At 42.2% G+C, this 14,507-nt stretch carries 7 protein-coding genes and 3 rRNA genes; all 10 read left to right on the top strand.

What is annotated here, in order from left to right:
• Positions 1 to 2 precede the first annotated feature (2 nt).
• Positions 3 to 884, top strand: a complete 882-nt coding sequence (locus IGK77_RS13330) for an alpha/beta hydrolase family protein (RefSeq protein WP_071867561.1) — start codon at positions 3 to 5, stop codon at positions 882 to 884.
• On the top strand, positions 884 to 1,789 hold the full coding sequence (locus IGK77_RS13325; protein WP_074801322.1) for a pectinesterase family protein: 906 nt from the start codon (positions 884 to 886) through the stop codon (positions 1,787 to 1,789). The genes IGK77_RS13330 and IGK77_RS13325 overlap by 1 nt, the downstream gene beginning before the upstream one ends.
• Positions 1,790 to 2,215, top strand: coding sequence for a DUF4064 domain-containing protein (locus tag IGK77_RS13320; protein WP_071867563.1), 426 nt, complete (start codon positions 1,790 to 1,792; stop codon positions 2,213 to 2,215).
• Positions 2,202 to 3,764 (top strand): glycoside hydrolase family 43 protein, encoded by a 1,563-nt coding sequence (locus IGK77_RS13315; RefSeq protein WP_074801318.1) that lies wholly within the window; start codon positions 2,202 to 2,204, stop codon positions 3,762 to 3,764. The genes IGK77_RS13320 and IGK77_RS13315 overlap by 14 nt, the downstream gene beginning before the upstream one ends.
• Before the next feature lie 596 nt (positions 3,765 to 4,360).
• Positions 4,361 to 5,921 (top strand): 16S ribosomal RNA (locus IGK77_RS13310).
• A 230-nt stretch (positions 5,922 to 6,151) separates the two neighbouring features.
• Positions 6,152 to 9,066, top strand: a 23S ribosomal RNA gene (locus IGK77_RS13305).
• Positions 9,067 to 9,155: 89 nt separating this feature from the next.
• Positions 9,156 to 9,271 (top strand): 5S ribosomal RNA (rrf, locus tag IGK77_RS13300).
• The 16S, 23S and 5S rRNA genes sit together here, the layout of an rRNA operon.
• Before the next feature lie 204 nt (positions 9,272 to 9,475).
• Positions 9,476 to 10,690 carry a metallophosphoesterase family protein gene (locus IGK77_RS13295; RefSeq protein ID WP_074801236.1) on the top strand — a complete coding sequence of 405 codons (1,215 nt, stop codon included), beginning with the start codon at positions 9,476 to 9,478 and terminating at the stop codon, positions 10,688 to 10,690.
• Positions 10,687 to 13,410, top strand: a complete 2,724-nt coding sequence (locus IGK77_RS13290; protein WP_071867703.1) for an ATP-binding protein — start codon at positions 10,687 to 10,689, stop codon at positions 13,408 to 13,410. The genes IGK77_RS13295 and IGK77_RS13290 overlap by 4 nt, the downstream gene beginning before the upstream one ends.
• Positions 13,394 to 14,338 (top strand): 3'-5' exoribonuclease YhaM family protein, encoded by a 945-nt coding sequence (locus IGK77_RS13285; protein ID WP_071867704.1) that lies wholly within the window; start codon positions 13,394 to 13,396, stop codon positions 14,336 to 14,338. Before IGK77_RS13290 ends, IGK77_RS13285 begins: the two co-directional genes overlap by 17 nt.
• The last annotated feature ends 169 nt before the right edge of the window (positions 14,339 to 14,507 follow it).

Below are 14,507 nucleotides of genomic sequence, written 5' to 3'. Positions count from 1 at the left end.
AAATGGAGTTGATCGAGTACTTAGGGAGAGACGCACGTTGCTTGAGACCGAGTGGTAGCTGTTTATCACAAAAAAACAACGATGATCAAGTAATTGAGTATTATCAATTGGCATTAAATGATCTTGAACCTGTTCCTGCCATTTATATTTATCCAGCAAAAAAGAGGGAGCCTCTGCCTGTTGTGATCTATCTGCACTCGCATGGTGGCGATTTTTCACTTGGAAAAAGTGAATTGTTAGAAGGTGCATCCTATTTTGTGGAACCTTCGTTTGCGAAGGTTTTGACGAGTATGGGATATGGGGTATGGGCGATCGATGCTTGGGGATTTGAAGAACGCAGCGGAATTGCTGAAAGTGAACTTTTTAAGCAATTCTTATTAACAGGACGAACACTTTGGGGAATGCGGATCTTTGATGTGCTAAGCTTGATCGATTATTTGGAAACACGAGAAGATATTGACACACAACGTATCGCAACGATGGGGTTATCTATGGGTGGCCTATTAAGTTGGTGGACAAGTGCATTGGATGAACGTGTGAAAGTATGTATTGACCTAGCTAGCCAAGTAGAGGTTGAAACGCTCTTGAAACATCAGATGTTAGATTGCCACGGTTACTATTATTATATTCCTAATTTATTGAAGGAATATACGACCCTAGCTATCCAGCAAAAAATTGCTCCTCGTAAACGGCTTACTATAGTAGGGACAAACGATCGAATGTGTCCAACAGAAGGCGTCTATCACTTGAATAAACAGCTAGATTTGTATTATCAACAACTGGGAGTACCAATGAATTTTCAAGGACACTCTTTAAATGGTGGACACTTTGAAACACGTGACATGCGAAGTAAGTGGCAAGCATTTTTAAAGGAGCACCTGTAATGGAAACAGAAATCGTGATCGACCCATTCTCAGAGCAAGCAGACTATCAGACCATCCAAGCAGGAATTGCTCATCTTAGTTCATTGCCGGATAGCGTAAAAAAGACCATGATTATTCAAGAAGGTGTCTATCATGAATATGTCGAATGTCGGCTATCGAATTTCCAAATGCTAGGACAAGGAGAAGTACAGATTGTTGGGTGCCGTTTTTCGAAACAAACACTTTCATCTGGTGAAGCAAGAGAAACGTTTCGAACCGCGACGCTATTTCTTGAAGGAGAAAACATTCGTCTCGAAAATATACAGATCATCAATAACGCCGGTGCAGGAGAACAAGTGGGGCAAGCAGTCGCGCTGTTCAATCATGCTCATCAAGTCCAGTTGATCAATTGTCGATTGTGTGGGCAACAAGATACATTGTGCACAGGACCGTTGCCGGCTACACAAAAAGATGGTCGTCTCTTTCTTACACCAGTGACGAAGGAACGCAAGTATTGTCGACAATATTATGAACGATGTTGGATCGAAGGGACTGTCGATTTTATTTTTGGTGGAGCAGATGCGGTATTTGACCATTGTACCATCAAGAGTTTAGCTTGTTTTTCTAATGGCTATATCACAGCCGCTTCAACGGTAAAAGTACAAGAACGAGGTTTTCTTTTTTTTAGGTGTGCAATCGTTGCAGATTTCGAGGTGCCTTCTATCTATTTAGGCCGGCCTTGGCGTCCATATGCTCAGGTGACATTTGAAGAGTGTGATGTAGGAGCGCATGTCCACCAAAGTGGTTGGCATGATTGGGATGAGAAACAAAACAGACAAACCGCACGCTATTACGAAAAAAATAATAGATACCAAGGGGAAATTTGTCGCGAATCATGGATCACTGTTGAAACGGAGGACGATTAGATGACGAAAAAATGGGAAATAAGTTTTGGTTTGATCGGTGGATCTGCTGCTTTGTTGTTTTTCGGTGGAATTGCTGTAACGTTCAATCAAATGTCTCTTTCAAATTTTCGAGAAACCTATCAGGCTCTCTCACTAGAGTACATTGGCAGTGTGGAAGAAACGTTTGAGTTATTAAGAAAAACAACAGGATTGTTTAGTGTGAGTCTGTTCCTCTCTTTGAGTGGATTATGTTTGGCTCTTTATTTATCGTTGAAGGGAAAAGCAAGTCCGATGGCAGCGCTCATTTATTTAGTTTCAGGAGTCTTGCTGTTGTTCGGTACACAATTCATTGCTTATCCTTTTGTCTTTTTCTATCTATTAGCAGCGGGTTCAAGTATGTATCGCCAAAAAATAGAGCAAAGGTGGGAAGCAGATGTTTCAAAGTAAAGCAATCAATCCAATCATTCGTGGATTTAATCCTGACCCGAATATTTTAAAAGTGGGTAGCTTCTATTATGTGATCGTTTCTTCTTTTGAATGGTTACCAGGCATTCGTGTATATGAGTCAACGGATCTAATCAATTGGGAACATAAAACGGATATTTTAACGAATCAAGTATCATTAAAGAATCATCCAATCAATGGAAGTATCTGGGCGCCTCAAATCAGTTACTCAGATGGACGGTTTTATCTTGTTTATACAGATGTTAAAAGCGTAACACGTCCTTTTAAAGATGTTCACAACTACATGATGATTGCGGAAGATATCGAGGGACCTTGGGAGAATCCAATTTATCTAAATAGTAGTGGTTTTGATCCCTCTCTTTTTCATGATCCGCGTACAGGTAAGAAATGGCTGTTGAATGAAATCTGGGACTATCGACTAAAGACACCTAATAAATCTGCAGGGATCGTCATTCAAGAATATGATGCAAAACAAAAACAACTGGTCGGGCCGATTCACACGATCTTTACAGGCACGGAACTCGCAAAGACCGAAGCACCTCATCTCTACTATGTCAATGATTACTATTATTTGCTGACTGCTGAAGGTGGTACTGGTAGTGGACATGCCGTTACCGTTTGTCGTAGTCGTGATTTGTTAGGCCCTTACGAAGTTGATCCCCAAAATCCAATGTTGACAGCAAATGGTTACCCAAGCTCAAGCTTACAATGTGTAGGGCATGCAAGTTTGGTTCAAACAGAAGTCGACAGATGGTATATAGTCCATCTTTGTACTCGTCCTATCGAAGGCGTTGCTATCTTAGGTAGAGAAACAGCTATTCAAGAAGTGTATTGGACAGAAGACAATTGGTTGCGTATAAAAGAAGGAGGAAATGAACCAAGAGAGAGCGTCACCATTCCAACACAAGAGAAAGTGATCCAAAAGATCAATTCTTGTTTTTTTGATGATTTTGAAGGTAAAATGAAACAAAGTTGGAACGCTCGTCGTTGTTTACCAGACACAACTTGGTGCGATTTGACTAGTCGATATGGCTACTTAAGGATGCTCGCAGGAGAATCACTGCAGTCAATGTTTGACCAACACTTATTAGCGGTACGACAAACAACGTTTTCATTTATTGCACAAACTAAAATGGAATATGAGCCAAAGCACTTCAACCAAATGGCTGGACTACTTCTTTTTCTAAATGAAGAAAATTACTATTATTGCTGTTTGACCTGGGATGAAATGATAGGAAAGTGTCTCCGATTACTTAGTGCAGTTGAAGGCCATGTTACGATTAGCCCTGACATTTATCCGCTAAGAGGAAGAGAGACAGTGATCAAAGTAGTTGTTGAAAAGACTTTTGGGCAATTTTATGTGAAACGTTCGCAAGACTGGAAAAAAATCGGTGCTAAAATTGATGTGCAGACACTATCAGGTGGTTTTACAGGAAACTTTGTTGGCATAGGTGTGCATGATTTAAATGTAAGAGGAGGGAGCTATGCTGATTTTGATTATTTTAACTATCAGGAAATAGAAATGGAGTGAAATAAATAAAAAAAGATTAGGTGCAGTGAAAGTTAAATTTTACCTTGACCAATCTTTTTTTTAATGATAGTATAGTCAACGTTGCTGAAACATGAAAACAATCATGAAATTTGTTTAAAAGTTTTGTTGACAATCATATTTTCTTATGATAATATAACGAAGTTGGTTATGAGAGATAAGTTCATACGTGTTGATTTCGCAAAGAAAAAAACAAAATAAACTGTTGACAAATAACAAACGATAAGTTATGATAAGTGAGTTGCTAAAACGACCTCGTGAAAAACGAGTTCAAAAAACTTTTAAAAAATAGTTGACAATCATCCGAGGGTTTGCTAAGATATAAAAGTTGCTACGGCAATCACAAACGATAAGTTGAGGCAGTTGTGTTTCATTTATCACGTAGACCTTTGAAAACTGAACAAAGTAAGACAAACCAAATGTGTAGGGCGTCTTGATTCAATTCAAGACAACAAACATTTTTAACAAGCAAGCAATATGCTAGCAAACAATTGAGCTTAACAAATGAACTATTATGATGTTCGAAAGTAAATTTCGAACTACAGTTCCACATCAGCTTTCGCTGTGAGGAACTAGCATATTATGAGAGTTTGATCCTGGCTCAGGACGAACGCTGGCGGCGTGCCTAATACATGCAAGTCGAACGCTTCTTTTCCCACCGGAGCTTGCTCCACCGGGAAAAGAGGAGTGGCGAACGGGTGAGTAACACGTGGGTAACCTGCCCATCAGAAGGGGATAACACTTGGAAACAGGTGCTAATACCGTATAACAATCGAAACCGCATGGTTTCGTTTTGAAAGGCGCTTTACGGTGCCGCTGATGGATGGACCCGCGGTGCATTAGCTAGTTGGTGAGGTAACGGCTCACCAAGGCCACGATGCATAGCCGACCTGAGAGGGTGATCGGCCACATTGGGACTGAGACACGGCCCAAACTCCTACGGGAGGCAGCAGTAGGGAATCTTCGGCAATGGACGAAAGTCTGACCGAGCAACGCCGCGTGAGTGAAGAAGGTTTTCGGATCGTAAAACTCTGTTGTTAGAGAAGAACAAGGGTGAGAGTAACTGTTCACCCCTTGACGGTATCTAACCAGAAAGCCACGGCTAACTACGTGCCAGCAGCCGCGGTAATACGTAGGTGGCAAGCGTTGTCCGGATTTATTGGGCGTAAAGCGAGCGCAGGCGGTTTCTTAAGTCTGATGTGAAAGCCCCCGGCTCAACCGGGGAGGGTCATTGGAAACTGGGAGACTTGAGTGCAGAAGAGGAGAGTGGAATTCCATGTGTAGCGGTGAAATGCGTAGATATATGGAGGAACACCAGTGGCGAAGGCGGCTCTCTGGTCTGTAACTGACGCTGAGGCTCGAAAGCGTGGGGAGCAAACAGGATTAGATACCCTGGTAGTCCACGCCGTAAACGATGAGTGCTAAGTGTTGGAGGGTTTCCGCCCTTCAGTGCTGCAGCTAACGCATTAAGCACTCCGCCTGGGGAGTACGACCGCAAGGTTGAAACTCAAAGGAATTGACGGGGGCCCGCACAAGCGGTGGAGCATGTGGTTTAATTCGAAGCAACGCGAAGAACCTTACCAGGTCTTGACATCCTTTGACCACTCTAGAGATAGAGCTTCCCCTTCGGGGGCAAAGTGACAGGTGGTGCATGGTTGTCGTCAGCTCGTGTCGTGAGATGTTGGGTTAAGTCCCGCAACGAGCGCAACCCTTATTGTTAGTTGCCATCATTTAGTTGGGCACTCTAGCAAGACTGCCGGTGACAAACCGGAGGAAGGTGGGGATGACGTCAAATCATCATGCCCCTTATGACCTGGGCTACACACGTGCTACAATGGGAAGTACAACGAGTCGCGAAGTCGCGAGGCTAAGCTAATCTCTTAAAGCTTCTCTCAGTTCGGATTGTAGGCTGCAACTCGCCTACATGAAGCCGGAATCGCTAGTAATCGCGGATCAGCACGCCGCGGTGAATACGTTCCCGGGCCTTGTACACACCGCCCGTCACACCACGAGAGTTTGTAACACCCGAAGTCGGTGAGGTAACCTTTTTGGAGCCAGCCGCCTAAGGTGGGATAGATGATTGGGGTGAAGTCGTAACAAGGTAGCCGTATCGGAAGGTGCGGCTGGATCACCTCCTTTCTAAGGAATATTACGGAGACTACACACGTTTGTCGATACTTTGTTCAGTTTTGAGAGGTCTACTCTCAAAATTTTGTTCATTGAAAACTGGATATTGAAGTAAAAATGTAAGTAATACAAACCGAGAACACCGCGTTGAATGAGTTTTTTAATAAGTTCAATTGCTTATTTTTCTTGATTGGACTTCTATCGCTAGAAGAAAGATCAAAACCCAACCGTAAGGTTGATAAGGTTAAGTGAATAAGGGCGCACGGTGGATGCCTTGGCACTAGGAGCCGATGAAGGACGGGACTAACACCGATATGCTTTGGGGAGCTGTACGTAAGCTATGATCCAGAGATTTCCGAATGGGGGAACCCAGCATCTTTTATAGGATGTTACGTATACGTGAATACATAGCGTATACGAGGTAGACGCAGAGAACTGAAACATCTAAGTACCTGCAGGAAGAGAAAGAAAATTCGATTCCCTGAGTAGCGGCGAGCGAAACGGGAAAAGCCCAAACCAATGAGCTTGCTCATTGGGGTTGTAGGACTCCGATATGGTAGTTCTTTCAGATAGTCGAATGACTTGGAAAAGTCAGTCAGAGAGGGTGAAAGCCCCGTAGATGAAATTTGGAAGGCACCTAGGAGGATCCTGAGTACGGCGGAACACGAGGAATTCCGTCGGAATCCGGGAGGACCATCTCCCAAGGCTAAATACTCCCTAGTGACCGATAGTGAACCAGTACCGTGAGGGAAAGGTGAAAAGCACCCCGGAAGGGGAGTGAAATAGAACCTGAAACCGTGTGCCTACAACAAGTCAAAGCCCGTTAATGGGTGATGGCGTGCCTTTTGTAGAATGAACCGGCGAGTTACGATTGCATGCGAGGTTAAGTTGAAGAGACGGAGCCGCAGCGAAAGCGAGTCTGAATAGGGCGTTTGAGTATGTAGTCGTAGACCCGAAACCATGTGATCTACCCATGTCCAGGTTGAAGGTGCGGTAAAACGCACTGGAGGACCGAACCCACGTACGTTGAAAAGTGCGGGGATGAGGTGTGGGTAGCGGAGAAATTCCAAACGAACTTGGAGATAGCTGGTTCTCTCCGAAATAGCTTTAGGGCTAGCCTCGGAATTGAGAATGATGGAGGTAGAGCACTGTTTGGACTAGGGGCCCATCTCGGGTTACCGAATTCAGATAAACTCCGAATGCCATTCATTCATATCCGGGAGTCAGACTGTGAGTGATAAGATCCATAGTCGAAAGGGAAACAGCCCAGACCACCAGCTAAGGTCCCAAAATATATGTTAAGTGGAAAAGGATGTGGGGTTGCACAGACAACTAGGATGTTGGCTTAGAAGCAGCCACCATTTAAAGAGTGCGTAATAGCTCACTAGTCGAGTGACCCTGCGCCGAAAATGTACCGGGGCTAAACATATTACCGAAGCTGTGGAGTACACCTTTAGGTGTATTGGTAGGAGAGCGTTCTAAGGGCGTTGAAGGTAGATCGTGAGGACTGCTGGAGCGCTTAGAAGTGAGAATGCCGGTATGAGTAGCGAAAGACAGGTGAGAATCCTGTCCACCGAATGACTAAGGTTTCCTGGGGAAGGCTCGTCCGCCCAGGGTTAGTCGGGACCTAAGCCGAGGCCGACAGGCGTAGGCGATGGACAACAGGTTGATATTCCTGTACTCGTTGTTTTTGTTTGAGCAATGGAGGGACGCAGGAGGCTAAGGAATGCAGACGATCGGAAATGTCTGTCCAAGCAGTAAGTCTTGATAGGAGTCAAATGCTTCTAACTTTAAGGACAAGCTGTGATGGGGAGGGAAATAATAGTACCGAAGTTCCTGACGTCACACTGCCGAGAAAAGCTTCTAGTGAGAAAACAACGACCCGTACCGCAAACCGACACAGGTAGTCGAGGAGAGAATCCTAAGGTGAGCGAGAGAACTCTCGTTAAGGAACTCGGCAAAATGACCCCGTAACTTCGGGAGAAGGGGTGCTGATCGTCAGATCAGCCGCAGTGAATAGGCCCAAGCGACTGTTTATCAAAAACACAGGTCTCTGCAAAATCGTAAGATGAAGTATAGGGGCTGACGCCTGCCCGGTGCTGGAAGGTTAAGAGGAGTGCTTAGCGTAAGCGAAGGTACGAATTGAAGCCCCAGTAAACGGCGGCCGTAACTATAACGGTCCTAAGGTAGCGAAATTCCTTGTCGGGTAAGTTCCGACCCGCACGAAAGGCGTAACGATTTGGGCACTGTCTCAACGAGAGACTCGGTGAAATTTTAGTACCTGTGAAGATGCAGGTTACCCGCGACAGGACGGAAAGACCCCATGGAGCTTTACTGTAGTTTGATATTGAGTGTCTGTACCGCATGTACAGGATAGGTAGGAGCCGTAGAAGTCGGAACGCTAGTTTCGATGGAGGCGCTGGTGGGATACTACCCCTGCGTTATGGCCACTCTAACCCGCACCACTTATCGTGGTGGGAGACAGTGTCAGATGGGCAGTTTGACTGGGGCGGTCGCCTCCTAAAGAGTAACGGAGGCGCCCAAAGGTTCCCTCAGAATGGTTGGAAATCATTCGAAGAGTGTAAAGGCAGAAGGGAGCTTGACTGCGAGACCTACAAGTCGAGCAGGGACGAAAGTCGGGCTTAGTGATCCGGTGGTTCCGCATGGAAGGGCCATCGCTCAACGGATAAAAGCTACCCTGGGGATAACAGGCTTATCTCCCCCAAGAGTCCACATCGACGGGGAGGTTTGGCACCTCGATGTCGGCTCGTCGCATCCTGGGGCTGTAGTCGGTCCCAAGGGTTGGGCTGTTCGCCCATTAAAGCGGCACGCGAGCTGGGTTCAGAACGTCGTGAGACAGTTCGGTCCCTATCCGTCGCGGGCGTTGGAAATTTGAGAGGAGCTGTCCTTAGTACGAGAGGACCGGGATGGACTTACCGCTGGTGTACCAGTTGTTCTGCCAAGGGCATTGCTGGGTAGCTATGTAGGGAAGGGATAAACGCTGAAAGCATCTAAGTGTGAAGCCCACCTCAAGATGAGATTTCCCATTTCTTTAAGAAAGTAAGATCCCTGAGAGATGATCAGGTAGATAGGTCAGGAGTGGAAGTACAGTGATGTATGGAGCGGACTGATACTAATCGATCGAGGACTTAACCAAAATAAAATGAAAAACTCGGAGAGTTTCTTACTGATACTTCAAATCCAGTTTTGAGTGAACAAGATTTACTCAATATAGATAACACCAAGTGTGGTGGCGATGGCGAGAAGGATACACCTGTAACCATGCCGAACACAGAAGTTAAGCTTCTTAGCGCCGATTGTAGTGAGGGGTTGCCCCTTGTGAGAGTAGGACGCCGCCACGCAAATGAAAACAGTTGAACGAAAGTTCAGCTGTTTTTTTTGTCTGGATGCGAACAAATTTTCGGTTTTTGCTGAAAAAAAGCAATGGAAATGTTATGATAAATCATGTATAAACAAAAAATGTCAACAGATATCGATCTGTTTTAGTAAAGCGATACAGACAAACTTATATTTTATTATCTTGTATATAGGGAGGTAGTAGCTTAATGGTCAAATTTATTCATGCGGCAGATTTGCATATGGATCGTTCATTTGAAGGATTAGTGGAAATTGATGGAAAAGTTCAAAAGAAATTATTACGGGCTAATTTGACCGTACTTGAAAATCTTGTGGAACAAGCAATCAAACATCAGGTTGATTTTGTTTTACTGGTAGGGGATAGCTTCCACCAGAATCGTCCTTCGCTAAAGATCCAAAAGCATTTTTCGGAACAAATCAAGCGCTTAGGAGAACACAATATCTCAGTTTTTTTAACATTTGGTAATCATGATTTTTATCAAAAAGAGAGATATTGGTTTGAATTCCCCGAGAATCTTTCTTTGTTTACTTCGGAAACTGTAGAGACACTGCAAATGACGACGGATGTTGGTGAAACGATCGCACTCAGTGGTTTTAGTTACACAAAACAATGGATCACTGAGGAAAAGGTACCTGAATTTCCCCAACGTTTTGCTGTCGACTATCATATTGGACTCTATCATGGTGAAATTGGGTCAACTCATGGGAATTATGCACCATTTCAAGCAAAGCAAATGGAAGCAAAAGGCTATGACTACTGGGCGTTAGGCCATATCCATGTGCCAACTAAATTAAATGAAAAAGGAACAATTCTTTATCCTGGTGCACCACAAGGACATACAAAAAAAGAAGAGTCAGCGACTTCAATAGTTCTAGTTGAACTTCAAGGAGCGTCTTGTCGAACAACACCTATAAAAGTAGCAGAGGTTTATTGGAAACGCCAGCAAATTTCTCTCAGAGAAGTGAAACAAACGACGGATGTATTGAAGAAAATCCAACAAGAATTAGTGGAACCCAATAAGATGACACTCGTTGAATTTGAGATCATTGATTATGAACACTTAGATCAGGAAGTGTTGGATCGTATTCATTCTGGAGAATTATTAGATTATTTGAAGGAAGAAACAAACAGGGAATTTTCGAATTTAGTTATTTGGCGTATATCTACTTTAGAAAGAGATAACAAGGTGAAAATTTCTTTGTCTGCTTCAACATTGATGTTTGAACAACTATTCGAAAATTACCAAACAAAAGAAGATTTTCAGCATATATTACAAGAAGCCTACACAAATCAAGAGGCAATCAAAGTGTTGGATCTGCTACCGGATTTTCAAGAATCTACGATAGAAAAGGCCCAAGAAATCATTCGGCAAGACTTTTTGTTTGAGGGGGGTACTGAATGAATATTTTAAAAATCGAAATAGCAGCTTTTGGAAAGTGGCGTCAACAAACCTTTGATTTTACCTCTGGCAATCAGTTGATTTACGGTGAAAATGAAGCGGGAAAGTCAACGATCTATCAATTCATCCAAGCCATCCTTTTTGGTTTTCCTTCTAAAGGAAAGAAAAAGAAAGACTACACACCGCGAGACGGTTCTGCATATGGTGGGAAATTATGGCTGAATCATCCCATACATGGAGAAATTTATGTGGAAAGATATAAACAACAGAATCGAGGCAAGTCGAAGGTCACATTCAATGGTCAAAGTGGAAGTGACGAACTCTTAGAAAAACTACTTTCACCTTTGACGAAAGAGTTATTCCAGCAGGTTTTTACATTTCAACAAGAACAACTGAGTGAACTTGCTCATTTAACAGAAAAAGAATTGCATGATGCGTTGATCTCATTAGGGATCACTGGAAGTTCTCATGTCTTTCAAAAAAGACAAGAATATTATCAATCAGCTGATAAGTTATTTAAAAGAAAAGGTCAAAAATTAGTGATTAATCAGCGACTAAATGAATGGAAACAACTACAAGAAAAGATTCATCAAAAGCAAGAGCAAGAGGCGATCTATAGTGAATGGATCATGGAGGAACAACGACTAGCGGAACAACAACAGCTCTTAGTGCATGATATCGAACAAATCAATCAAAAACTTACGTTGTATCATCAACAAGAATTGAATTTCTCTTTATATGAAGAGTGGCAATCACTGAAAAAAAATATGCTAGCTGAAGTACCGGATGAATCATTAATACAAGATTTAGAAGTATTTACCAAACGTTATCAACAAATGAACGAACGCCTGGAAGAACTTGAGGCTTCGTTAGAGCGACATAGTGGGATGGATCAGCAGTCTGCACGTTATTATTTTTATTTAGAACAAGAACAAGAATTGAAAGCACTACAGCAAAAGCAATTTTCAACTGAACAATTAATGGATGAGTGGCAGAGACTGCAAGTAGAGACAAGGGAAACAGCGTCAGAATTGAAAATATTGGAGCAACGTTGGCGCTGGGATCGATTGCAACGGCCACAGGAATTTATTGATGATCCAGAGTGGCGTTCTTTGTATACGCTGGTGCAACAATTAAATGATGAACACAGTCAGTTAGCGATTCGTTTTGATATTGTGAAGGAACAGCAACAAACACTAGAAGCAGAGATCAATGAATTAGAACTAGCCCACCCAACGCTGATCCAAACAAGGCCGATCCAAGATGTTCCAGAAAAACAATCTTTTTTCAAATTTTACATTGGTGCGTTAGTGTTAGCTGTAATTGGTTTGTTCTTACCTATGCCTGGAAAAATATTGGGACCATTGCTTGCTTTGGGAGTGGTTGGCTATACGTTTACTCGTAGAACATCTAAGAACACTACAGACCAAAATTTGCCAGAAATCAAAGGGAAGTGGCAAGAGAAACTAGGGCAACTGGATATTGTATTGGCACAATTAGAAGAGATTACTCAAACAATCAATGAGAATAAACGAAAGCAACAAAAAATGGAACAATCAGTGGCTGATTTTGCCTATCATCACTCATTAGGAATAATGAACACGATTGAAACGATGAAAAATGAGGGCCAAGAAGTAACAGATTACCAAAAGCTTTATGCTGTTTTTCAAAAGAAACAACAACGGGAACGAGAGATACAGGAACAACTCTTACAGATAGAAGGGGAACTTGACCTAGCAAAAGAATGGTTACCGCTCCAGCATAAATCTCTCTCGGAAAAAATGGCTCTATTAACCACGTTCATCCAAGAAATGGAACAAATGAAATATGCTAGAAGTTATCAACAAAATACTTTGTTGAAGCAAGAAATCAACGCATTGAAAAAGAAACAAAAAATGTGGTTAGAAGAATACAAGGAACAATTTACTGAAGCAAAACTTTCTTACCCATCAGAAGTACCGATTTTTTTACAAAAGGCGGAGCAAACGAAGCAACAACAAGCACGTTTTGAAGAATTGGAGCATATTCTTTCCCCTATTTTTAAAACTGTCATTACTTATAGTCAGTTGCAGACTCAGATTGCTCGTGAATCCGAACGATTGCAAGAACTAAAGAGGGAAGAAAGTAGGAAAAGTGAGCAACGTCAACGCTTACAGTTGCAAATTGAGGGATTACAACAAGATGGGACATTAGATGAATTATATCAACAGGAAAGTCTACAAAAAGCTCAACTACAAACTTTATTTGAAGAGTGGGGCGGCTTAGTGATTGCTGGGACATTTTTAGGTGATCTTTCGACAGAATTAAGTGAACGGCAATTACCACAGTTACTCAAATTAGCTGGAGACTATCTAAGTATCCTAACTGATCGACAGTACCAAGAAATACAATTGAAAAACGATACATTGACATTAACAAATGGTACAGATGAGTTTCCAATTTATGAACTATCGACAGGGACAAAGGATCAGATGATCATGGCGATGCGTTTTGCATATCTTGCTTTGGAAGCGAAACGTTCGATCTGTCCAGTGATCATTGATGATGGCTGGCTACACTACGACCATAAGAGAAAATACCGTTTAGCTAAACTACTAGCTGAATTTAGCAAAACCTATCAAGTAATCTGCTTGTCTTCTGACCAAGAAATGGTAAGCTATTATCATGAGCTAGAACAATCTGTGAGAAAGTTAGAAGGTGCAAATAGTGAAAAAAATACGTGAATTAGTCGTTGATGAACAATTCGAACAATTCGTTTTGATCAAAAATGCAGATGTAAGAATCGCTAAGAACGGTAAGAAATTTATCGCTTTTACATTTCAAGATACATCAGGAACAATTGATGGCAAATATTGGGATGCATCAGAGGACGAGATCAAAAAATTTACACCGGGAACAGTTGTTTTTTTAAATGGTAAACGCGAGGTCTATCAAGGAAATCCTCAAGTTAAAATCTTGCATATGCGTTTAACAAAAGTTGATGAACCGAGTGATCCCAGTTTGTACATGGAAAGAGCACCATTGAGAAAAGAAGAAATGGAAGAAGAAATCAACCAATTGCTATTTGAGATCACAAATGCACATTGGAATCGAATCGTGCGTTATTTACTCAATAAATACCAAAAACAATTTTTTGAATATCCAGCAGCAAAACGAAATCATCACGCATTTGCTAGTGGATTGGCTTATCATACAGTATCGATGTTACACTTAGGTAAAGCGATTGCTGATGAATACCCTGAATTGAATCGCCCACTACTTTATGCAGGGATTATCTTACATGATTTAGGAAAAGTGATCGAGTTGTCCGGCTCAATGGCAACAGAATACACATTAGCGGGTAATTTAGTAGGGCATTTAGTTTTAATTGACGAAGAAATCACAAAAGCTTGTTTAGCGTTGAAAATCAGTGAGGAAGAAGAAGATGTGCTGATCTTACGTCATATGGTTCTATCACATCATGGATTGTTAGAATATGGTTCGCCTGTTCGACCTCGAATCATGGAAGCTGAAGTCTTACACCAGATCGACACGATCGATGCTTCGATGCAAATGATGTCTACTGCAATTCGTCAAACAGAGCCAGGGAAATATACAGATCGAATATTTGGTCTTGATAATCGTAGTTTTTATGTACCAAAACAGAAATGATGGTAATTGTTCGATAGATAATGAAAGATACGTAACAATTTATTGATATCATCTCATTAGTTTTAAAGAGGTCGAGACAGAAGTATTTAGCCTCGATAAATAAGACGACATCCACGAAAGTTGTTTTTCACCTTTTGTGGATGTCGCTTTATTTCCGAAGAGAGGATTT

Source organism: Enterococcus sp. DIV0806c, from assembly GCF_051710905.1.
GTDB classification, from domain to species: domain Bacteria; phylum Bacillota; class Bacilli; order Lactobacillales; family Enterococcaceae; genus Enterococcus_B; species Enterococcus_B mundtii.
Note: the sequence above shows the minus strand (reverse complement) of the source record. Positions and strands in the feature narration are given on the sequence as shown.